Genomic DNA, 20,610 nt, shown 5'->3' on the forward strand with positions numbered 1-20,610 from the left:
GCATTGCTCAGTTCATGCCGACGCACCATGCCAGGCCCCTGCCCGGAACAGCAGCAGATCCACCCTCCGGACAAGAGCCATCAGACACGCCCTAGGCGGACGCAGAGAGCGGAACGGGCCGCACCCCACGAAGGGGGTGCGGCCCGTCAGTACCCAGCAGTTCGGCTCGGTCGAACAGCCCGCTTCAGCCCAACCGTCCGGCCGGGTCGAACCATCCCGCTCAGCCCAGCGATTCGGTGGCGGTGCGCCTGATCCTCTTGGTCCGGCCCGACGCCGCCAGGACGCGTAGCACTGCCGCGTCGCCCTGGACCGCCGCTCGCAGCTGCAGCCAGTCGCTCCACTCGTCGATGGCGTCGGGCAGCCGCTCGGGTGCCAGCCGCCCCGAGCGGAGGTCCTCCAGGGTCTCCAGCTCCCGCGCCCGGCGCTCGCTGAAGCCGCGGACCTCCGGCGCCAGCGCCTGTACCCACGCGTCCCGCTCGTCGCGGGGGAGGTCCTCCAGGACCGCGCCGACGACGCCGGAGGCGACCCCGTGGTCGGATTCCGCGGTCACGGCGGCCAGCAGGAACGGCCTGGCCTCCCGTGACGTGAGGACGGACCGGTAGAGATCCCAGCGGACGTGTCCGTCGGCGGCGTCGGACACGGGCGTCCCGCGGTGCTCCTCCAGACGCGTCAGGGCCGCACGCAGTTCGGGCGACGGTTCAGCATCCGCCATTGGCCTTGAACCTTTCCATCGCGACCCGGATGTTCTCCCTGATCGTACGCAGGTTGTTGTCGACGACGGCCTTCTGCAGGCGGGAGAGCTCGCCGTCGCCCGCCAACGGCCTGCCGTTCTGGCCGATCCGCACCTCCGTGCCCTTGCCCTTGACGTGCGCGTGCGGCGGGGCGTGGTCGTTGGAGTAGATCTGGATGGTGACGCCGCCTTCGTTGACGATCGTGCCGACCCCCGGGAAATCAGAGGCGGTGGCGGCACGGACCGCCGCTGTACCCACCAGCGCGACGGACGACGCCGTCGCCGCCGGTGCGGCGGACGCCGTGCGCAGGGCGACGGACTTGGGCTTGACCGGGCAGGCGTGCCCCTTGCCCTTCTTGGCGTCGTCGACGATCTTGCGGAACTTGTCCAGAGTCCGCTTGGCCTTGACGGACTTCTCCAGGAAGCCGCCGATGCCGCTGGCGACCCGGACGACGGCCTTGCCGACCGAGTACGCCTTGGAGACCGGGACGATCTTCACGAGCGTCCACAGGCAGCTCTCGATGTCGAACTCGCTGAAGCAGCGCTCCAGGTCGCGGTAGCCGATCTCCTCCAGGAGGATCTCGCCGCCATTGGCCTTGAGCCAGTCGAGGATGCCCTCGCCTGCCAGCGCCTTCGCGGCGCGGAAGTCCGCGACGCACTCCTCGCCGCACTCACGGCGCAGGAGTTCCTCCTCGTCGGCGGTCAGGTCCTCGCCCGTGCCGCCGCCGTTGGCCTCGACGCGCTCCTTGACGGCCGCGCGCTCGCGCTCTCGCTCCTCGGCCTCGGCGCGGTCGGCGGCCTTGTCCGCCGCGGTGGCGTCCTCCACCGCGTGGGTGGCCGCGCTCTCGGCCGCGGTGGCGTCCGTCTCGGCCTGCGTGGCGGTCGCCCGGGCGCTGCTCGCGTCGCCCTCCGCGGCCGTGGCGCTGGCGCGGGCACCTGCCGCGTCGCGCTCGGCGTCGGTGGCTTCCCGGTCGGCCGCGGCCGCCTCCGACTCGGCGTCGTTGGCCGCCACGGACGCGTAGACGGCGTCGGCGCCGGCGGCCGCGTCGTACTTCTGAGCGTTGGCGTCGGCCTTCTTCGCCGCCTCGGCGGCCTTGTCGGCCTCGGCGGCGGACGCCCGTGCCGCCGCGGCGGACTGCAGGGCCTTGGTCGCGTCCGCGGCGGCGTTGGCGGCTGCCTGGAGGGCGATCTTGGCGTCGTCACTGGCCTTGTCCGCCAGGGCCTTGGCCTCCGCGGCCGCCTTGGCGGCCTCGTCGGCCTTCGCCTTCGCGGCGGCAGCCTGCTGCTCGGCCATCGTCTTGGAGGTCTGGCCCACCAGCACCGCGAAGGCGGCGGAGGTGTCGGTCTCGCGGTAGGGGCCACCGACGGTGATGGCCTGGTCGGCCGCGACGGTGACGGCGTTGGCGGCGTCCCGGGCCCCGGCGGCGGCCTGCCCCGCGGCGAGGGCGAAGCCGGCGGTCTTGGCGGCCCACGCGGCCGTCTGCGCGGCCTCGTTCTTGGCGGCGGTCGCTTCCTGACGGGCCTTGACCGCGGCCGCCTGCGCCTTCTTGGCCTCCGCCTCGGCGTTGCGGGCGTTGGTCCTGGCGGCGGCGGCAGCGTCGATGGCCTCGGCGGCCGCGGCGTGCGCGGTCGCGGCCGCGGCGTGCGTGGTGAGGTACGCGGACCACGCGGAGTCGGCCGCGGCGCGCGAACGGGAGGCCGCCGCGGACGCCCGGGTCGCCGCGGCGCGCGCGTTGACGGCTGCGTCCGAGGCGTCGTTGGCGGCCGCACGGGCACGGCCGGCGGCACCCGTGGCCTCGTTCGCGGCGCTGCGGGCCTCGGTCGCGGCCTGTCGTGCCTCCCCGGCGCTGGTGGTGCCCTCGGCCGCCGCGGCCGCGGCTTCCAGCGAGGCGGCGCGGGAGGCCTTGGCGTCCTTGTCGCGTTCGGCGGCCTCGGCCGTGGAGCGGGCGAGCGCGGCCCGCGCCTCGGCGGCTTCGGCGGCCTCGCGCCGGTCGGCGGCGGTGGCGCCCGCGGTCTCGGCGGTGGTGCGGGCGTTGCCCGCGGCGGTGCGCTCGGTCTGCGCGCGCTCGGCCGCCGTGGCGGCCTTCTGACGCTCGCTGGTGGCGAGGGCGTGCTCCCGGGCGGCGTTGGCCTTCTCGGTCTCGGCGATGCCGCGCTGGCGCTTGGCCTCGGCGGCGCCGGCCTTCGCCGTCTGCTCCGCCGACTCGGCGGTGGCCTGGGCGCTCTTCGCCTTCGTGGCGTTGGCGGCGGCCTCCTTCGCCTGGGCCTCGGCGGCCGTGGCGGCGGCCTTCGCCTGGGCGGCGGCCTCCAGGGCGGCGGTCTTGCGGAACTCGGTGTTGAGGGCGTGCGCCTGCGTCTGGCTGAGTGCGTACAGCGCACCGCTGTCGGCGACGGTCGCCTTTGCCGCGTTGGACGCGGTCAGCGCCGTCTTGGCGGCGGCCTGCGCGGCCGCGTACGAGGCCTTGGTCACCTGGACGGACTGCTGGGCGTACATCAGGCCGCGGCCGCGCGGCAGCTTGGCCTGGTCGGCGATCGACCACGCGGCGGCCTGCTCGGAGGCAGCCTTGTCGGCGGCCGTCTTGGCGCGGCCGACCGCGGCATTGGCTACGGCCACCTGGTTGGCGGCGGCGTTGCGGGCCGCGTTGAGGTCCGCGGTCGCCTTGGTGAACTCGGCCGGCTTGGGGTAGTTCAGGTCGTTCTTGTGGCCGAGCCAGTACTTCTGCCAGTACAGGATCTGGTCGGCCTGCCACGCCTGGCGCATGCCCTCGACCATCGCGTCGGTGGCGGTGCGCAGCTCCTTGGCCGCCGCCGTCTCGGCGGTCACGATCTCCTTGCGCTGCGCGGCCTGTCCGGCGTACTCCGCCTCCCACTCCGCGTGCGCCTGCACGACCACGCCGGACAGGGCCCGGTAGTGGTCGACCGGGTTGGCGCTGTCGCAGCCCGCCCAGGCGAGCTTCAGGTTCTCCACCTCGATGCGGAACTCCGCGGAGTCCGGTTCGGGAGCCTTGGTGGGGAACCCGCCGAAGCGTAGGAAGGTCGCGATGTCGTTGGCCGCGCCCTTCTTGCCGGAGAGGCGGTCGAAGAGCTCGTCCCCGGCGAAGGGCTTGTAGGCGGTGGCCCAGTCGTCGTCGGGCGTCGAGAGGCCGTCGAAGATCTGCTGTGCTTTGTCCTGCGCGGTCTTGCCCGCCCGGGGGACGGGGCTGTCCCACGTCTTGTAGTACAGCTCGGGCTGCTGGCGCAGCGTGAACGCCAGGATGTCGCCGCCGAACTCCGGGGCGTGGTAGTCACGGCCGCCGGAGGAGTTCACGTGCGCGTACGGCTTGTTGGTCGCGTCCAGCCTGGCCTGGCGGTCCGTGAAGGCACTGCCGTAGGCGAGGCCCGCGGCCTTGTCGCGGTCCTGGGCCTCGCCGAGCGTGCCGAGCGTCCAGTCCGCCACGACCTGGCGCAATCCGGAGTCCGGTCCGGCCAGGGTGTCGCGGGCATGGGTCTTCATCTCCGGCCCGCCGTAGTGCACGGCCCGCGCGACCTGGCAGCGGTCGCCGCGGGCCTGGGCACCGAGGCTGATGCGCACGGTCCGTTCGTACGGATTCGTGGGGTGGTCGCCGGGTTCCTCGGCGGCGGCCGGTGCGGCGGTCACCAGACCGCCGACGATCGCGACCGCGGTCGCCAGGACGACGCCCGAGGTCAGGGCCCTTCCCGGGCCGGTCCGTCCGGCCCTGCGCCATCGGGACGGAAGCAGTGTGTGCACGTCTCTTGCCTGTCTGATCGAGTAAAGGGATCAGCCCGGGGGAGACGGCGGCATGAGGAATGAGGAACGGCCGTGTGGCACTCGGCGGTCCGCGTGCTCGGGGACCGAAGCCGGTGCCGAGCGTGACGAAGGCGGCCAACAGCGCGCTGAAGGTGACGGGTTGATGCGGCGCGACCGATTGGTGGGTGCTTCGTACGGAGTTTGTTCCTTGCCTTCCCCCCAAGGCCCGCAGATCATTGCACGCGCCACGTAGTAAGTAAAGGGAATCTCAAGGTCCGCCCAAGAAGCCCAAGTCGGTGCGGTGAGGCCGGGGTTGCGGAGCGGCTCCACTCCGTTCGCGGCGGTAACTCGCCGTGCACGCAAGGCGTGAAGGCGTGACGGGTCACGCCCCCGCGACCACCCCCGGCCGCGCCCACCGCTCCTCGGCGAGCACGGTCAGGGCCCGTAGCGCGGCGGTCGGCTGCCGGTCCTTGTGGAGCACCAGGTGCACCCCGAGCACCGGATGGCACGTCCACGCCAGCGGGACCAGTTCCCCGCGCTGGATCTCGTCGGCGACCGCCGCCGCCGGCAGCAGCGCGAGCCCGAGTCCGGCCGCCGCGCACCGCTTCAGCGCCTCGGTGCTGACGAACTCCATCGCGGCGGGCCGGACTTCGGCCCGTGCCAGCTCGCGGTCCATCACCTCGCGCTGCGCACACCCCTTCTCGATCAGCAGCAGCGTCTCCTCGGCCAGGTCCGCCGTGCGCACCCGGGAGCGTCCCGCGAACGGATGCCCCGGGTGCGCGACCAGGCGGAGTTCCTCCTCGCCGAGCACCCGCGAGGTCACCATCGGCCCGCCGACCTCCTCCTCCAGGAGGAATCCGGCGTCCAGGGTCCCCTCGGTGAGCGCCTGGAGCAGGGAGCTGCGGCTGGCCGGACCGAAGATCACCCGCAGCAGCGGGAACCGGTCCTTCAGGTCCCGCAGCACCGGCGGCAGCCGGTGGGCGCACAGGCTCTCCGGCGCCGCGATCCGCAGGGTCCCGCTGACGCTCTGCGCGCCGCCACCTGCCGCCCGTACGGCCTCCGTGGCCTGCTCGGCGCAGTGCAGCAGGGTGCGCGCGTGGGTGCGCAGGGCGAGCCCGGCCTCGGTGAGCACCACGCGACGGCCGAGCCGCTCGAAGAGGCGCACGCCCAGGTCGCGCTCCAGGGCCTTGATGTGCGCGGTGACGCTGGACTGGACGTAGCCCAGCTCCTGCGCGGCTCGCGTGAAACTCAGGTGCCGGGCCACGACGTCGAAGGTCGCGAGGTGCTTCAGCTCCATCCATCGATCGTAGAATCCGATGCGATCCATCGCAATTGTTCGTTGGACGCGATGGGTGGTGCCTCCGTAGAACTGGAGGCATGGCCCCTTCCACAGCGCAACGAACCGGCCGTACGGACACCACGCCCGCGGCGGGCGTCCTCGGCAGGGACTTCCTGCTGCTGCTCGCCGCCACCCTCGGCACGTTCTCCAACTACGCGCCCCTGCTCTCGGTGGCCCCGCTGTGGTCCGCCGAAGGCGGCACGGGCAATACCGGGGTGGGCGCCGCGACCGGGGTGACGATGGCGACCACTGTCGGGGTCCAGCTCTTCATGCGCCGGCTGCTGGCCCGGTTCACCCTGCGCCGGATCCTGGTCCTCGGCGCGCTGCTGCTGGGCCTGCCGACGTTCGCCTACCCGGTGTCGGCGGGGCTCGGGTGGGTGCTCGCGATCTCCGCCGTGCGCGGGGTCGGCTTCGGGATGGTCGCGGTGGCCGGCAGCGCGCTGGTCGCGGAACTGGTCGCGCCGGGCAGCCGGGGGCGCGCGGTCGGCTGGTACGGGATCGCGGTCGGCCTGCCCCAGGTGGTGTGCCTGCCGCTGGGCGTCTGGGCCGCCGGGCACCTCGGCTTCACCGCGGTCTTCGTCGCGGCGGGCGCCCTCAGCGTGCTGGCCGCCCCGCTGGCCGCCGCGATCACCGTACGGGGTGACGGCGCCGCCCCCCGCGGGCCGCGGGTCGCCCCCGCCGACGCCGGCCGCTCCGGGGCCACCGGCCTGTCCGGCCCCTTCACCCTCCTCGTCGTGGCTGCCTGCGCGCTCGGCGGCGTGACGTCCTTCTTGCCGCTCGCGCTCACCCGGCCCTCGGCCGCGCCGCTCGCCCTGTTCCTGCTGTCGGCCGCCGTCATCGCCGGACGCTGGGGCGCGGGTGTCGTCAATGACCGGATCGGCCTCGGCCGGCTGCTGGTGCCGGGCGTACTGGCCTGCGCGGTCGGCATGGGCGGCTTCGGCGCGGCGGCGGTGCCCGAGGGCGGCGCACCGGTGCTCGCCGCCGTCGCGGCGGTCGTCTACGGCGCCGGTTTCGGCGCCCTGCAGAACGACACCCTGCTGGTGATGTTCCGCCGCGCGCGCCCGGGCGGGCACGGCAAGGCCAGCACCCTGTGGAACATGGCGTACGACGGGGGTACCGGCATCGGCTCGCTGGCCGTCGGCCTCTTCTCCCCCCTCCTCGGCGTCGGCGGATCGTTCACCGCCGCTGCCGTGCTCGTCCTGCTCGTCACGCACCTCGCCGTACGCGACGCGCGGACCGAACGGGCTGTCGCGGCGCCGGGTGCGGGACAAGAGGGGGAGGGCTTTTAGCCAATACGTGCCGGTGGGTCTTGTGTGTGGCACATGCACCCACCGATCCTTACATCCGATGGACAAGAAAGGCAGCCTTCATGGTGAACAGCTCTTCTTCCCCTCGCGCCCGGGGGGACTTCCCTCAGGGCAACCCCCACGGCACGTTCGTGGACCTCAGCCACGGCATCGTGGCGGGGGCGACCGCCTACCCGGGGCTGCCCCAGCCGGTGCTCACCGACCACATCACGCGCGAGCAGTCGCGTGAGGCCTACGCGCCGGGCACCGAGTTCCACACGGGCAGGATCTGCATGGTCGGACAGACCGGCACCTACATGGACGTGCCCTTCCACCGCTACGCGGACGGGTACGACCTCAGCGGCCTCGACCTGGCCCGCGTCGCCCACGTACCGGTGACGGTCGTCGAGACGGACAAGCAGGAGATCCCGCCCGAGGTCTTCGCCCACTCCGACCTCACCGGCCGCGCCGTGCTGATCAGGACCGAATGGTCACGCCACTGGGGCACCGACACCTACACCAGCGGGCACCACCCCCACCTGTCGGCCGCCTCCGCCGCCCTCCTCGCCGAGGCGGGACCGGCCGTGGTGGGCATTGATTCCACCAACATCGACGACACCCTCGGGCGCGAACGGCCGGCGCACACCCAACTACTCGGCGCGGGGATCCCGTTGGTCGAGCACCTGACGAACCTGTCCCACCTGCCCGAACGGGGCGGCTGGTTCACCGCCGTCCCCGTGAAGTTCGCGGGCCTCGGCACCTTCCCGGTCCGCGCCTTCGTCCGCACCGACCCGGGGGACTGACCGCGCCGCAGCCTCCGAGGACCGGAGCGGCACCCGGACGCGGCCACCCGTCCGGGTGCACGGCGCCGACGGCACGCACCGGCCGCGCGGAGCGCGGTCCTCTACGAGAGCGGAGCAATGGCCAACCTCCAGCAACTGCGAACGCTGCACACGGTGCGCAGCCACGGCGGCATCCACGCCGCGGCGAAGGCGCTTCACCTCTCGCCGTCCGCCGTCTCCCAGCAGATCAAGTCACTGAGTTCGGAGTGCGGGTTCCCGTTGGTCGAACCCGAGGGGCGGGGCATCCGGCTGACCGACGAAGGGTCGATGATCGCCCAGGTCGCCGCCCAGATAGCCGACTTGTGGCAGGCCTCGGTCGCCCGGCACCAGGACCCGACGGCGCACCCGCACCGCAGGCCGACGGTGACCTTGGGCGCCTTCCCTTCCGCGATGGGCACCTGTGTCCTCCCCGCCTTCCGCGGGGAGGACCAACTGCCTTTCAGGGTAGAGCTGTTCGAGACATCGCCGTACGAGGGACGCGACCTGGTCAGGTCCGGCACCCTCCAGGCGGCCGTGTCGGTGCAGGACGCGGAGGAGGCCCCGGAGACGGAGGACGGCGGGCTGCGCACCGTCCCGCTGCGCCACGAGTCGTTCGTCCTGGTGGGCCCGCCCGCCCTGCTGTCGTCGGTCATCCGCTCCGGCGCCGAGTCACTGGCCGGCTTCCCCTGGGTGCTGCCCCGGTCCGGGTCGGACTGCGACCGGCTGATCAGCGCCCACCTGGCCCGGCACGGGGTGATGGCGCGCCCGGTGGGGCGCACCGACGACTGGGGACTGGCCCAGGAGATGGCGTTCACGCTGAGGGCGGTGACGTACGTGCCGTCGTCCGCGCTCGTCCAGCACTCCGGACTGGCCCGTTCGGTGGACGCCGCGGGCATTCCCGCGCCCTCGCGCACGGTGGTCCTGCTCGCGGAGGAGGCGGCCGCGCTGTCCAGCTGGTTCATCGTCCTGGAGCAGCGCCTGAAGCGGGCCTACCGTCGCAACGCGACGATCGTGCAGGCTGGTTGACCTTGGTCGTGCAAGCCGGCTGACTGTCGCGCCCCCGTCGCCTGCGGGCATGAGGAAGGCGCGCGCACCGGGCCCCCCTCCGGTCCGGCGCGCGCACCTCGTCCCGGCGGACGCCCGGGTGCCTCAGCCGTTGCGGAGCCGTACCAGCCCCTCGTACTCCGGCTTCAGCTTCCACTGCGGGTCCGGCGGGGTCTGGTGGGGGCGCGGTACGTACGCCGAGTAGCGCTCGCACCGCATGTCGTGCAGATAGCGCGGGCAGTTCTCGAAGACCTGGCGGACCCGCACCTCGACCACCGCGTCCGCGTCCGGGAACGCGTCCAGGAGTGCGTCCTCCGTGGAGACCCGGGCCGTGCCGTTGACCCTGAGTTTGATCGGCTTCTCGTAGTCGATGAACAACATGCCGACCCGAGGGTTCTCCAGGATGTTTCCCAGGCTGCGGAACATTCCGTTCCCGTCGTAGCTCGGAAAGCACAGGCGTTCCGGTGAGGCGACGTGGACAAATCCCGGAAGTCCGCCCTTGTACGAACAGTCCGGGAATCCGTGCGCGTCCGCGGTGGCGAGATAGAAGCACGGGGCACCGGTGACGATTTCGACGGCCGATTCGTCGAGGTGCTCCGTGACGTACTTGTTCGCTATGTGGTCGGCCAGCGGTCGGGTGTCGAGGGTGTCCTGAACCCGACGTGCGCCCCGGTTGTAGAAATGTGCCTCGGGCATCTATGTGTCCTGTCCCTGGTCGTCCTTCTCCTGATGGGGGCCTCCCTATGGACGGTCCTGCCCCGGGAAGAGGGCGCGCAACGACCGTACGTGGTTCCTGAACGTTCTTTTTCGCGGAGTGTGGAATCGACCGAACCGGGCACCGCGAAACGGAATTCTTCCTTTCACGCTGACCGCGCGCACCGGGTCGTGCCGACGGGTGTGTGGAGGGTGCATCCAGTCACTGGGTGATCGTTTCGAGCTTCTGAACTGTGCGGGATCTTGTCGTGACGGAAGGAACACTCCTTTACGGCAGCCCAGCACGGCCATTCGAAATGGCCGCCCGAGCCGCCCGAATCGACGTCAACACCCGGGGCACGGGCCCGCGCTGGCCGACCCGTACCCCCACCCGCGAACAGCACGTCCACCACCCGACGGAGAAAGGCACTCCCATGACCGCACCCGTGGCGACACCCACCCGCGCCGAAAGCCGCACCGACAGCCGCTCCGACTTGATCGCCCGTGCCTTCCCGGACACCGGCGGCTCGCCCGACGCGGCGGCCCGTGAGGCGCTCCTGAGCGAGTTGCACGCCCACTACGTCGCTTACATGGCGGGCCCCACCGAGTTCGCCCGGATACCCAGGCTGAACGCCGACCCCGCCGTCACCGCCGTCGAGGACGCCTGGCTCGCCTGGGAGGACGCCCAGGTCGACGCATCCCAACTGCCCTCTACCGGTGCCGAGTTCCGCAGCTGGTTCCTCGACGTGGCGGACCGGCACACCCAGCCCGAGTTCTGCGACTACCTCGCGAACGAGGCCACCATGGAGCAGATGGCGCTGTTCTTCATGGGCGAGGAACTCGTCGACAGCAAGTTCGACGACCTGATGGCCATGGTGCAGATCGGCACCCAGGGCCACACCAAGCTCACCATCGCCGAGAACTACTGGGACGAGATGGGCGAGGGCAACATCGACCAGGTCCACACCCGCATGTTCGAGCACTCCGCCGTCTACATGCGCGCCCGCCTCGCCGACGCGGGCATCGGCCGCGAAGCCCTGTTCTGCCCCGAGGCGTTCGAGAACGCCTGCCTGCTGCTGATGTACGGGATCCACCGCCATCTCAACCCGCGCGCCCTGGGCGCCATGGGCGTCCTGGAGCAGAGCGCTTCGCCGCGCTTCCAGGCGATGGTCGACGGCTGCAACCGCCTCCGGGTGCCCGCCGACGTCATCGACTACCAGCGCATCCACGTGCACGTCGACGCCGACCACGGTGCCGAGTGGTTCGACGGGGTCTTCGTCCCGCTCGTCGACGAGTCTCCGGAGCTGCTGCGCGAGATCTCGCTCGGCGTCGCCACCCGGGTGCGCGTCGCGAACGCGTACTACGGGCGCATCTGGCAGGCGATGCGCCAACTCCCGAACTGACCGCTGGGCCGGCCGCGCGACAGCGCCCCGCTCGGCCCGAGCGCACGACGCACACCCACCACGCCTGACCGAGGAAGCCCCACCGGAGAAGTCCGACCGATCAAGCCCCACCCAACACGCCCCACCGAAGAAGCCCGTCCGGAGAAGTCCCACCGAAAGAAGCCCCACCGAGGAAGGACCCACGATGGCCGTCACGGCCGCCTCACCCCGTCCCCCGCAGGAGCTCTTCCGCAAGAGCCGGGTCTCCGCCTGGGACCAGAGCGTCTTCACCTTCAAAGTGGCCCTCGCCGTCGCCCTCGCCGCGGGCGGCGCCCACCTGGCCCTGCGCCCCGGCTGGCTGCCCGCCCTGGCCGGCGTCCTGATCCTGGGCGCCGTCTACACGCACATGGTGGAGCTCCAGCACCAGTGCCTGCACCACTCCGCCTTCCGCACCTCCCGCCCGCACCGGATCGTCGGCGTCCCGCTCGGGCTCCCGCTCCTCGTCTCGTACAGCCACTACCGGGTGCGCCACCTCCAGCACCACCGCTTCCTCGGCACCGACCAGGACTCCGAGTTCTTCGGCTTCGACAGCCGCCGGCCGGTGACCCCGGGGCTGCTGCTGCGGGGACTGTTCGACTACGCGCGCCTGCTCACCGTCGTGCGGGACGTCGCCGCGAGCTGCACCGGGAGCTGGACGTACGACGCGGGGCAGATCGCCGAGCGCAGGCGCCGCGACGTCATGCACGAGTACGTCCTGTTCGGCCTCGTCCTCCTCGCGGCCGTCGTCGCCGCCGCCCTCGGGCACGGCGAACTCCTGCTCCGTCTCTGGTTGTTACCGCTGCTCGTCGCCGTCCCGCTGCACTTCCTCGTCGAACTGCCCGAGCACCTGATGTGCGAGAACGACACCACCGACGTGCTGCGCAACACCCGATCCATCAAAGGCAGTTGGCTGACGACGTGGTTCACCAACGGCAACAACCTGCACATCGAGCACCACGCCGCCATGGTCGTCCCGATCAACCGACTGCGCGCCCGCCACCAGGAGGTCGCGCGCCACGCCGTCCACGTGGACCGGAGCTACGCCGCCTTCTTCCGCAAGGTCGCGTCCGCCGCGTGGTGCAACCGCAAACAGCCCCTCGCCGAGCAGACCGGACGGAGCGCCGCATGAGGACCACCCACCGCCGCCACGCCGCGATCACCGGCAGCGCGATCCGCCACGCCGGCCTGCTGTGCACCGAGGCCGTGCCCGACGCCCGCCGACTGTCCTGCGTGGAGGACACGATACGGATCGAGGTCCCGGAGGCCGAGTTCCGCATACGTCTCACCCGCCCGACACCGGCCACCACCCGGCTCTGCTTCCAAGCGGTCTTCCGCGAGGACGAACCGGCGGGAGGCACCTGGTGGTCCAGCTGGGAGGTGGACGTCACGGCCCCCGCGACCTCGCCCGAGGTGGGCCACGCCCTCGCCGCCGAGGTCACCCACAGCCGCCACACGTTCGCCACGGCACTCGCCGACGCACAGCACGGTGCGGAGGCTGCCTGAAGCGGAAGTTGGGGAGAGGGTGAGCCGCCGCCGGCTGGTCAGGCCCAGTCGGCGGGCGGCTGTTCCTGGCGGCCGCCGACATGAGGGGTGGACATGTGATCGCGGGCCCCGGCGGGCAGGGCGTCCACGCAGGCGGAGGAGCAGGCGTTGACCAGGAGGGGCAGTACGTCGGTGGCCACCCGCAGCGAGATCCACACCTGGTGCAGTCCGCGTTCTGCGAGGGGCTGGTCGCAGACACTGCAGGTGCCCAGCGAAGTGGGCCCCCAGCGCCCGGGATCGAGACGGCCGAGGTCCGGGTCGGCGTCTACTGCACGGGCCTGGGTGGGACGCAGGCGAGGGAAGGGCGGTCGCAGCTTGTAGTTGCCGAACAGTGCGCGCGTACTGACGCTGCTGCGGCGCAGGTTGGGGCAGCGGGTGATCTCGTACGGGAACCAGTGCAGCCGGTAGGAGGTGTAGGGGGTGAACTCCTCCAGGCTGGTCATGGCCCCGATCTCGGGTGGTATCCGGACCAGGTTGCTGCCGTACAGGTCCAGGCGCTTGACGTGGGTGAGTCGGGCGATGGTGACCGGCAGGGTGATGACCTGTCGGCGTTCCAGGGCGCTGAGTTCGCGCAGCGGCTCGAACACCTCGCGCTCGTCCGCCGCCGCTTCGTCCACCAGGTGCAGCAGCCGCTGCCAGCCGGGTGCGGTGGTGTCCTGCAGTTCGCGGTGGAACCCGACCCTGGCCCGCGGGTGGCACTTGTACTGGGAGAAGCAGGAGCACACGTCCCGGTAGGAGCCGGACCCGGCCGGGTCCGGGTCGCTTTGCCCGTCCCACGGGTTCGCGAAGAGTCTTGGTGCCGCCTCGTCCGTCATGACGACACGATACGAAGCAGCCCCTGGGGCGATCCAGCCGGTGTCCCGCGCTCGCCACGTGACGCCGACAGGCGAGCGGGACCGGACCTGTGCGGGGTCGTGTCGGTGGAGGAGGTCCGAAGGCGCCGCCGCTGAACCGGCCACGCGGCCGCCCGCCCCACCGCCTGCCGCCCCGGATCCGTCCGGGTCGGCAGGCGGTCCGGTGACCGGGCGGAGGTCAGCAGAGGATGATCAGGCCCGTCACCACCGTGCAGGTCGCGGTGGCCTGGTTGTTGGCCGGTACGGGGTCGGTGGGGCTGCTCGCGGTACGGGTGGCCGTGGCGGGCAGGGGGCCGAGGGCGAGCACGTTCTGCCGGGCGGTGAACGTGGTGGTGGCGGTGGAGGCGTTCGCCAGGTTGGTGTAGGCGCAGGTCACGGTCTTCGTACCGGCTTGGTACGAGCAGTTCGACGGCAGGCCCGTGACGAGGAAGGTCTGGCTGGGGAGCTTGGTGGTGACGGTGCCGCTGGCCACGGTGGCGGGGCCGTGGTTGGTGGCCGTCTGGGTGTAGACGATCGACGAGTTGAGAAGCGTCGCCCTGGCACCCAGGCCGACGGCGAGGTCGGCTTCGCTCGCCTCGTCGAGCACGGTGAACGTGAAACTGCCCGGCGTGTACGTGTCGTCCGCACCGTTGAACGCGCCGTAGGGGATGACCGAGTACGCACCGGGGGCGGCGTCGGCGGAGACCGTCGTGGTGAGGGACGTCTTGACGCTGGAGTGCGCGGGGATCTCCGTGGAGGCGCCACCGTATCCGTAGTAGAGGGCGTAGTACTGGGCGCCGCCGTCGCGGTAGGTGTCGCAGGCTTCCGGGTCTCCGCCCTGCAGCGTCGTGCAGGTACCCTGGTCCTCCAGGAAGCCCGCCGAACTGTAGAGGTTCTGGCTGGAGTTCACCGGGGCGTTGGTCGGGTTGCTGATGGTCACGGTGATCGTGACGGCGTCACCGGGTCTCGCGGCGAGGGTGGACAGTTCCACGCTGTGATGCGGACTGCTGGTCGCGACGCTGTCGACGGCGGCGGCGGGTCGCACCAGGCCCAGGGTGGCGACGAGGGCGACGAGGACGGTCGCGAGGGCCGAGCGGCGGGGGAAGAGCTGTCTGGTCATAGGACTCCCATCGGGTGGAGGTGACGTGAGGTGCTGCGACGCGGCGATCCCTGCGGGTGGCTCGTGGCGGCATCCGGCCATCAGAGGAGTGGGCCGGGGCCCCGCTGCGACGGCCCGGCCTGCCGGGGCGCCTGCCGCCACTTCGCTGCAGCCAAGCTATGCGACATTTCGCGACAACGAGCCATATAAAACCGGACAAAGAATTCGTTGGTGTGATGTGGTGCGACTCCGGAAACCAGGGGGACTCGCTCTGGTCTCATGCGAGTTCGTGCCCCTGGCGTGCGCTGCTGATGTGCCGTCGGTAGGCCTGAACATCGCCGGGCTCAGGGCTTGGCCGGTTTCCTCCTTGCCCCATTGCCCAGGATTTTGGGAATGGGCCATCGCATTGCCAGGGAAACGGACATTCCGCCCCTATAGTGCGGTCATGTCGATCATGCGTTCCCGTGCGAGGGTTCTGTTCGTCGCAGTCGCCGTCACCACCGCGACCACCGCCTCGCTGCTCTCCTCCACCGCGCTCGCCCCCGCGACCCCCACCACCTCCGCCGCGCGTCAGGCGCGGGCGGCCGCCGGGGGTGAGGACACCAGCGCGCGGGCCTTCCTCGTCGACTACCGGCTCGCCCCCGGGGTGGTCGCCAACACGGCCAACCCCGCCAATCCCAACCCCAGCCAGGTGCACGGCGTGCTCGGCATGCCGCGGGGGAGGGGCGCCCGGCCGGTCGTCGTCGTGCTGCACGGCAACCACCCCCTCTGCGTCCACGCAGGGAAGTCGCCAGAGCTCGGTCCCGCGCGCGTCACCAACCGCTGGTCCCTGGTGTGCGCCGATCCGAAGAACCTCCGCAAGACCCCCGGCATCGGACCCGACTACCTGCGCAATGACGCCGGGCTGTCCTACCTGGTCCAGGGCCTCACCCGGCAGGGCTTCGTCGCGGTCGCCATCGACGTGGCCGCGGCCGAGATGGGCTGGGGCGGCGAGACGAACCCGCAGAAGGGCTACGCCCAGCTCATCGACGCCCACCTGCGCTTCCTCGCCGACCTGAACAAGGGCCGCACCCACGGCCTGAGGATCCGCGACACCCGAGGGCGCATCGCCACCTCCGTCGTGGGCCTGGTCGGGCACAGCAGGGGCGGCGGCTACGTGCTGTCCCCGCCGGCCGCCCGGCGCCCGGGCCTCTTCGGCGTGGTCGCCCTCGAACCCCAGACGACGGGCGAACCGGCCCCGCACAAGGTGCCCGTGCTCAACATCCGCGGCGCCTGCGACGAGGACACCGGCTCCGACGCCGGGCGCGACACCGTCAAGGCGCTGGCGGCCTCCCGCAGGACGCAGGTGGCCGCCGACGTCCTGCTCGCGGGGACCGGCCACAGGATGCTCAACACCAACTTCGCCGACCCGCGCGGCAAGGGCCCCCTCGGCGACTGCCCCGCCAACAAGATCGCCGCTCCTTCGGTCGCACGGGACCAGGTCGCCCAGCTCACCGCGGCCTTCCTCGCCCAGGCCCTGAACGAGGAGCGCACCTACCGGCTCCCCGCGTTCACCGCACTCCATCCCCGGGGAGGCAACCTGCGCACGGGCGGACCCCGGCTGCGCTTCGTCCCGGCCCGCCCGCAGGGTTACGTAGGCGCCGACCGGCTGCCCCGCACCGCGTCACCGCAGCGGATCCTCCCGGCGATCCCCAGGAACCTCAGGGTCGACAAGGAACCCGGCTCGGACCTGTAAGGGAGACGACCGGGCCGCGCCCGGGATCCGTCCCCCTGCCCGGGATCAGTCCTGGTGCTGCGGCTGGAGCCGGCGCGGCAGGGAGAACTGCTGGGTCTCCTGGGCGGTGGTGACGACGTCGACGTGGCCGAACCCGTGGTCGGCGAGCCAGTCCAGCACGCCCTCCACCAGGACCTCGGGGACCGAGGCGCCGGAGGTGACGCCGACCGTGGTGGCACCGGGGAGCCAGGCCTCGTCGATGTCGTCGGCGCTGTCCACGAGGTGGGAGGCGCGGGCTCCCGCGGTGAGCGCCACCTCCACCAGGCGCTTGGAGTTGGAGGAGTTGGCGGAGCCCACCACCAGGACGAGGTCCGCGTCGGGAGCGATGCGCTTCACCGCCTCCTGGCGGTTCTGCGTCGCGTAGCAGATGTCGTCGCTGGGCGGGCTGACCAGGGCGGGGAAGCGCTGCCGCAGGGCGGCGGCCGTCGTGGTCGCCTCGTCCACGGACAGGGTGGTCTGGGAGAGCCAGGCGACCTTGTCCTCATCGCGTACGACGACCGTCCCCGCCTCCTCGGCCCCGTCGACGAGGTGGATGCGGCCGGGGACCTGGCCCAGCGTGCCGATGACCTCCTCGTGGCCCTCGTGGCCGATCAGGAGGATGTCGTAGCCGTCGTCGGCGAACCGGCGTGCCTCCTTGTGCACCTTCGTGACCAGGGGACAGGTGGCGTCGATGACGGTCAGGTCGCGCGCCGCCGCCTCCGCGTGGACGACCGGGGCGACGCCGTGCGCGGAGAGGATGACGGTGGCGCCCTCGGGGACCTGCTCGGTCTCCTCGACGAAGACGGCGCCCTTGCGTTCCAGCGCGCGTACGACGTAGGCGTTGTGGACGATCTGGTGGCGTACGTAGACGGGCGCGCCGTACAGCTCCAGCGCCCTCTCCACGGTGGCGACGGCGCGTTCCACCCCGGCGCAGTAGCCGCGCGGCGCGGCGAGCAGGACGCGGCGGGAGGGATCCGTCATGACGACCTCCACACGGCGGAGTCGGCGAGTGCCCGCAGGGCGTGGGCGCCCTCGGCCGTGAAGCCGGCGGCGTCCAGCGCGGACAGCGCCTCGCGGTACCGGTCGGTGATCATCTCTTCCACGGTGTCGCGGGCGCCGGTGGCCACGACGATCTCGCGGACCGCGGCCGCGTCCCGGCCGCTGAGGGCGGGGTTTCCCAGATGGGCGTGGAGCGCGGCGAGCTGGTTCGGGCGGGCGCGCTGCAGGGTGAGGGCGATCAGCGGGGTGTGCTTGCCCTCGCGCAGGTCGCCGTCGGCGGACTTGCCGGTGTCCCGCGGGTCCCCGAAGACGCCGAGCAGGTCGTCGCGCAGCTGGAACGCCTCGCCGAGCGGCAGGGCGAACGCGCTGCAGGCCGAAAGGAGTCCGGGGGTGGCGCCCGCGAGCGCCGCACCGGCCTGCAGGGGGCGTTCGACGGTGTAGTGGGCGGTCTTGTAGCGGCTGATGGCCAGCGCGGAGTCGACGTCCGCGCGGGGGGAGCCGGTCGCGAGGAGGTCGAGGTACTGGCCGGTCAGCACGTCACCGCGTACCGCGTCCCAGACGGGCACGACGGCCCCTGCCTCACGGGCGGTGAGCGGTACGGCCCGCAGCAGCTGGTCCGCCCAGACGAGCGCGAGGTCGCCGAGCAGCAGGGCGGCGCTCGCACCGAACCGGGCCGCGGCCTCCGGCTCGGCGCCGAGGCGCTGTGAGGCCAGCGCCAGATGGGCGGTGGGGTGGCCGCGACGGCTGGCGGCGTCGTCGATGATGTCGTCGTGGATGAGCACGGAGGCGTGCAGCAGCTCCAGCGCCGCCGCCAGGTGCAGGACGGCGCGACGGCTGCCGACGCCTCCGGCGGCGTGCCAGCCCACCACGCACAGCAGGGGCCGCAGCCGCTTCCCCCCTGCGTGCAGGAAGTCACGCAACACCTTTGTCAGGGGACGGAGTTCACCGTGCGCGGAGCTGTGGTCGAGCCGGTCCAGATAGCTGTCGAGGGTCGCGTCGACGTGACGGCGGATGTCGTCCAGGTCGACGGTGGCGGGCGTGAGGTGGGCTGTGGTCACGGCCGGGCCTGCCTTTCCCCCGTGCCCGGGCCGGCGCGGTGCCGGCCCGGGCACGGGGTTGTCGTGGGCGGACGGCTCAGACGCGGTCGGCCGCGATGAGCAGGTACTGGAAGCTGCCGTTCTTGTACGCGGTCAGGAAGGCGTCCTCGATCCCGGTGACCAGGGAGGACTTGGCGCGCAGCTCCCAGTAGGGGATGGTCGCCTCGGTCAGGTCCACCACGCAGGTGGGGACGAGCCGGTTGTTGGCCATCTCCCTGAAGTACGTGCTGCGCGGGTGGATGTCGCAGATGTAGTGGGCGTTGATCTCGCTGACGGCGCGCGAGGGCAGCCCGTAGGTGTCGTTGTAGCAGCCGGTGATGGTGACGTACCGGCCGCCGCGCTTGAGGAGGCGGGCGTACTCGGCGAAGAGCAGCGAGAGGTCCACGTACATGGTGGACTCGTTGTTCCAGATGGCCTGGAACGAGCCGCTCTCGAAGCCGGTGTCGAGCATGTTCCTCAGGTGGAAGCGGACCTTGTCGTCCACCCCGCGCTTCTTGGCCTGTTCGTTGGCGAAGGCGACCTGGGTCTTGGAGATGGAGATGCCGTCGACCTGGCAGTCGAAGCGCCGGTTGGCGACCAGGCTGCCGCCGCCGCGGCCGCAGCCGGAGTCCATCAGGCGGTCCTGCGGGGTGATGGCGCCGAGGTGGTCGGCCAGCAGGTCGGCCTGGGCGCATTCGAGGCGGTGCAGTTCGTTGATGACGGCCTGGTCGCGGTCGGGCTCGGGGGTGTCGAGCACGGACCAGTCGGCGGTGCCGATGCCGTAGTGGTGGTGGTAGAAGCCGTCGACGTCGCCGAGGCGGAGGTTGACGGGGTTCTTCTCCTTGTTCCAGTAGTCGGCGACCGACTCCTGGTAGGCGCTGACGAGAGGGGCCTCGGTGGACTGGAGCGTCGTCACGGTGCTTCTCCTTCGGGGAGGGGTGCGGAGACGGGAAGGGAACGGGTGGGGACGTACGTCCGGAGGTGGTCCGGAGTCGTACGGGAATCAGTCGCCGGGAGCCTGGTGGTAGCGCTTGCTGGTGGCGTGCCACTGCTTGCCGCCGCCCATCCAGGCCCACACGCCGGCCAGGAAGCGGCCGAGCTCGGCTGAGCCCTGGGCGGCGAGCAGGGCGGACTCGGCTTCGACGTAGTGCATGAGCTGGTCGTGGAAGGCGGCCGTCTCGTCGACGGCCTGCTGCAGCGAGCAGCCCTTCTCGGCCATGACGACCCGGGGCATGCTGTAGTCGAACGCGTTGACGTCCTTGACGCGCTCTTCCTTGTCGAGCGAGTAGAGGTCGTTGACGAGGACGCTGCACACGCCCGCCGTGAGGAACACGCGGCGCACCCGCGGGTCGAAGTACTCCTGCGGGGGCACCTCGTAGCCGCCGACGGTGTCGGTGATGACCATGCACGGGCAGAAGGCGTTCTCCCAGCGGTGCAGGAGGAACTCCCAGACCGGCGGGACGCGCCGGGTGAGCTGCCACTCGGCTTCCTGGTTGTAGGCGACGAACATGATGCACAGCTCGTGCCGCAGCCTGAAGACCTGGACGTCGCTGGCGTAGCGGGCCAGGTTGGTCCAGCTGGAGCGGATCGCCCGCAGCACGCGGTCGCCGTGCAGGACCTGCTCGTACTGGGCCGCGTACGGCGGGGGCGGGACCCGGGCCGGTGACATCGCGCCGTAGGCGAGGGCCAGGCGCGGCCCGAGCTTCTCGGGGGCGGGTTCGGCTTCGTCACCGTCCTGGTAGAGGTCGTCGACGGACCATTCGGCCACCGCGCACTTGGCGGCCGCGGTGAGCCGGTCCAGGTCGTCGCTGTCGGGGTGGGAGAGCATGATCAGGCGGCCGAAGCCGCAGTCCCGCAGCCGGTCCAGCTGCTGCGTCGTGGCGTCGGGGTCGATCTCGCCCGCCCACCAACTCACGAGTCGCGCGTCGATGGCGTCCCCCAGCGCGGGGTCGTCGCGCTCGGCGTCGGGGCAGTACAGCGGCGGCACCCGCACACCGGCCGAGGTGGTGCCGGGCCCGGCGGGGACACAGGGAGGTCGGTCCCCGCCGGGCCGGTCCGCACCCGTGGGGCGCGGTCGAGGGGGCCGTACGGCCGTGGAGCCGAGGCCGCTGGGCCCGCCGAGCAGGTGGCGCAGCGCGTCGGTGAGGTCCGGCGCGCCGAGGCCGGCCGGGCCCGGGCGCGTGACGGTGGGAGGGGCGGGGCCTTCGAGCGAGGACATCACGGGAC

17 protein-coding genes are annotated in these 20,610 nt (G+C 72.0%); 7 read left to right on the forward strand and 10 right to left on the reverse strand.

What is annotated here, in order from left to right; translation table 11 throughout:
* Positions 1–220: 220 nt before the first annotated feature.
* The 3 genes from ABT160_RS22890 to ABT160_RS22900 all read right to left on the reverse strand — a co-directional run bounded on the left by ABT160_RS22890 (position 221) and on the right by ABT160_RS22900 (position 5,775).
* Entirely contained in the window at positions 221–712 is a 492-nt protein-coding gene (locus ABT160_RS22890) for a hypothetical protein (protein ID WP_351649594.1), read from the reverse strand.
* Positions 699–4,478 (reverse strand): hypothetical protein, encoded by a 3,780-nt coding sequence (locus ABT160_RS22895; protein WP_351649595.1) that lies wholly within the window; start codon positions 4,476–4,478, stop codon positions 699–701. Before ABT160_RS22895 ends, ABT160_RS22890 begins: the two co-directional genes overlap by 14 nt.
* Positions 4,479–4,860: 382 nt before the next feature.
* Entirely contained in the window at positions 4,861–5,775 is a 915-nt protein-coding gene (locus ABT160_RS22900) for a LysR family transcriptional regulator (protein WP_351649596.1), read from the reverse strand.
* 80 nt (positions 5,776–5,855) lie between these two features.
* On the opposite strand from ABT160_RS22900, the gene ABT160_RS22905 reads away from it, so the two are divergent.
* The 3 genes from ABT160_RS22905 to ABT160_RS22915 all read left to right on the forward strand — a co-directional run bounded on the left by ABT160_RS22905 (position 5,856) and on the right by ABT160_RS22915 (position 8,950).
* Positions 5,856–7,106, forward strand: coding sequence for an MFS transporter (locus ABT160_RS22905; RefSeq protein WP_351649597.1), 1,251 nt, complete (start codon positions 5,856–5,858; stop codon positions 7,104–7,106).
* A gap of 149 nt (positions 7,107–7,255) precedes the next feature.
* Positions 7,256–7,906: a cyclase family protein gene (locus ABT160_RS22910; protein WP_351649598.1), complete on the forward strand. Its 651-nt coding sequence runs from the start codon at positions 7,256–7,258 to the stop codon at positions 7,904–7,906.
* Between the two features lie 117 nt (positions 7,907–8,023).
* Entirely contained in the window at positions 8,024–8,950 is a 927-nt protein-coding gene (locus ABT160_RS22915) for a LysR family transcriptional regulator (RefSeq protein ID WP_351649599.1), read from the forward strand.
* 123 nt (positions 8,951–9,073) lie between these two features.
* Here the strand turns inward: ABT160_RS22915 and ABT160_RS22920 are convergent, their stop codons facing one another.
* Positions 9,074–9,664 (reverse strand): pyridoxamine 5'-phosphate oxidase family protein, encoded by a 591-nt coding sequence (locus ABT160_RS22920; protein ID WP_351649600.1) that lies wholly within the window; start codon positions 9,662–9,664, stop codon positions 9,074–9,076.
* Between the two features lie 431 nt (positions 9,665–10,095).
* Here ABT160_RS22920 and ABT160_RS22925 point away from each other — a divergent pair, with 431 nt between their 5' ends.
* From ABT160_RS22925 to ABT160_RS22935, 3 genes are all read left to right on the forward strand, one after another.
* Positions 10,096–11,064 (forward strand): iron-containing redox enzyme family protein, encoded by a 969-nt coding sequence (locus ABT160_RS22925; RefSeq protein WP_351649601.1) that lies wholly within the window; start codon positions 10,096–10,098, stop codon positions 11,062–11,064.
* Positions 11,065–11,248: 184 nt separating this feature from the next.
* The gene (locus tag ABT160_RS22930; protein ID WP_351649603.1) at positions 11,249–12,211 is read left to right on the forward strand and encodes a fatty acid desaturase family protein; all 963 of its coding nucleotides are present in this window, start codon (positions 11,249–11,251) and stop codon (positions 12,209–12,211) included.
* Entirely contained in the window at positions 12,208–12,585 is a 378-nt protein-coding gene (locus ABT160_RS22935; RefSeq protein WP_351649604.1) for a hypothetical protein, read from the forward strand. The genes ABT160_RS22930 and ABT160_RS22935 overlap by 4 nt, the downstream gene beginning before the upstream one ends.
* A gap of 38 nt (positions 12,586–12,623) precedes the next feature.
* Here the strand turns inward: ABT160_RS22935 and ABT160_RS22940 are convergent, their stop codons facing one another.
* The gene (locus tag ABT160_RS22940; RefSeq protein WP_351649605.1) at positions 12,624–13,439 is read right to left on the reverse strand and encodes a leucine-rich repeat domain-containing protein; all 816 of its coding nucleotides are present in this window, start codon (positions 13,437–13,439) and stop codon (positions 12,624–12,626) included.
* Positions 13,440–13,656: 217 nt separating this feature from the next.
* Positions 13,657–14,577 carry a hypothetical protein gene (locus tag ABT160_RS22945; protein ID WP_351649606.1) on the reverse strand — a complete coding sequence of 307 codons (921 nt, stop codon included), beginning with the start codon at positions 14,575–14,577 and terminating at the stop codon, positions 13,657–13,659.
* A 424-nt stretch (positions 14,578–15,001) separates the two neighbouring features.
* Here ABT160_RS22945 and ABT160_RS22950 point away from each other — a divergent pair, with 424 nt between their 5' ends.
* Entirely contained in the window at positions 15,002–16,291 is a 1,290-nt protein-coding gene (locus tag ABT160_RS22950) for an alpha/beta hydrolase (protein ID WP_351649607.1), read from the forward strand.
* Positions 16,292–16,336: 45 nt separating this feature from the next.
* Here ABT160_RS22950 and ABT160_RS22955 read toward each other — a convergent pair whose 3' ends face one another.
* The 4 genes from ABT160_RS22955 to ABT160_RS22970 all read right to left on the reverse strand — a co-directional run bounded on the left by ABT160_RS22955 (position 16,337) and on the right by ABT160_RS22970 (position 20,602).
* On the reverse strand, positions 16,337–17,290 hold the full coding sequence (locus ABT160_RS22955) for a 4-hydroxy-3-methylbut-2-enyl diphosphate reductase (protein ID WP_351649608.1): 954 nt from the start codon (positions 17,288–17,290) through the stop codon (positions 16,337–16,339).
* Entirely contained in the window at positions 17,287–18,366 is a 1,080-nt protein-coding gene (locus tag ABT160_RS22960; protein ID WP_351649609.1) for a polyprenyl synthetase family protein, read from the reverse strand. Before ABT160_RS22960 ends, ABT160_RS22955 begins: the two co-directional genes overlap by 4 nt.
* Before the next feature lie 76 nt (positions 18,367–18,442).
* Complete coding sequence (locus tag ABT160_RS22965) at positions 18,443–19,300, reverse strand: geranyl diphosphate 2-C-methyltransferase (RefSeq protein ID WP_351649610.1); 858 nt, start codon at positions 19,298–19,300, stop codon at positions 18,443–18,445.
* 87 nt (positions 19,301–19,387) lie between these two features.
* Positions 19,388–20,602, reverse strand: a complete 1,215-nt coding sequence (locus ABT160_RS22970) for a family 2 encapsulin nanocompartment cargo protein terpene cyclase (RefSeq protein WP_351649611.1) — start codon at positions 20,600–20,602, stop codon at positions 19,388–19,390.
* Between the last annotated feature and the right edge of the window lie 8 nt (positions 20,603–20,610).

The organism is Streptomyces sp. NPDC001941 (assembly GCF_040296945.1).
GTDB lineage: Bacteria > Actinomycetota > Actinomycetes > Streptomycetales > Streptomycetaceae > Streptomyces.

What these genes read in the sequence shown, in the direction of transcription:
- ABT160_RS22925 (WP_351649601.1), top strand. Translation starts at nt 10,096, where the DNA reads ATGACCGCACCCGTGGCGACACCCACCCGCGCCGAAAGCCGCACCGAC.
- ABT160_RS22890 (WP_351649594.1), bottom strand. Translation starts at nt 712, where the DNA reads ATGGCGGATGCTGAACCGTCGCCCGAACTGCGTGCGGCCCTGACGCGT.
- ABT160_RS22955 (WP_351649608.1), bottom strand. Translation starts at nt 17,290, where the DNA reads ATGACGGATCCCTCCCGCCGCGTCCTGCTCGCCGCGCCGCGCGGCTAC.
- ABT160_RS22935 (WP_351649604.1), top strand. Translation starts at nt 12,208, where the DNA reads ATGAGGACCACCCACCGCCGCCACGCCGCGATCACCGGCAGCGCGATC.
- ABT160_RS22950 (WP_351649607.1), top strand. Translation starts at nt 15,002, where the DNA reads ATGTCGATCATGCGTTCCCGTGCGAGGGTTCTGTTCGTCGCAGTCGCC.
- ABT160_RS22945 (WP_351649606.1), bottom strand. Translation starts at nt 14,577, where the DNA reads ATGACCAGACAGCTCTTCCCCCGCCGCTCGGCCCTCGCGACCGTCCTC.
- ABT160_RS22920 (WP_351649600.1), bottom strand. Translation starts at nt 9,664, where the DNA reads ATGCCCGAGGCACATTTCTACAACCGGGGCGCACGTCGGGTTCAGGAC.
- ABT160_RS22940 (WP_351649605.1), bottom strand. Translation starts at nt 13,439, where the DNA reads ATGACGGACGAGGCGGCACCAAGACTCTTCGCGAACCCGTGGGACGGG.
- ABT160_RS22900 (WP_351649596.1), bottom strand. Translation starts at nt 5,775, where the DNA reads ATGGAGCTGAAGCACCTCGCGACCTTCGACGTCGTGGCCCGGCACCTG.
- ABT160_RS22915 (WP_351649599.1), top strand. Translation starts at nt 8,024, where the DNA reads ATGGCCAACCTCCAGCAACTGCGAACGCTGCACACGGTGCGCAGCCAC.
- ABT160_RS22905 (WP_351649597.1), top strand. Translation starts at nt 5,856, where the DNA reads ATGGCCCCTTCCACAGCGCAACGAACCGGCCGTACGGACACCACGCCC.
- ABT160_RS22970 (WP_351649611.1), bottom strand. Translation starts at nt 20,602, where the DNA reads ATGTCCTCGCTCGAAGGCCCCGCCCCTCCCACCGTCACGCGCCCGGGC.
- ABT160_RS22930 (WP_351649603.1), top strand. Translation starts at nt 11,249, where the DNA reads ATGGCCGTCACGGCCGCCTCACCCCGTCCCCCGCAGGAGCTCTTCCGC.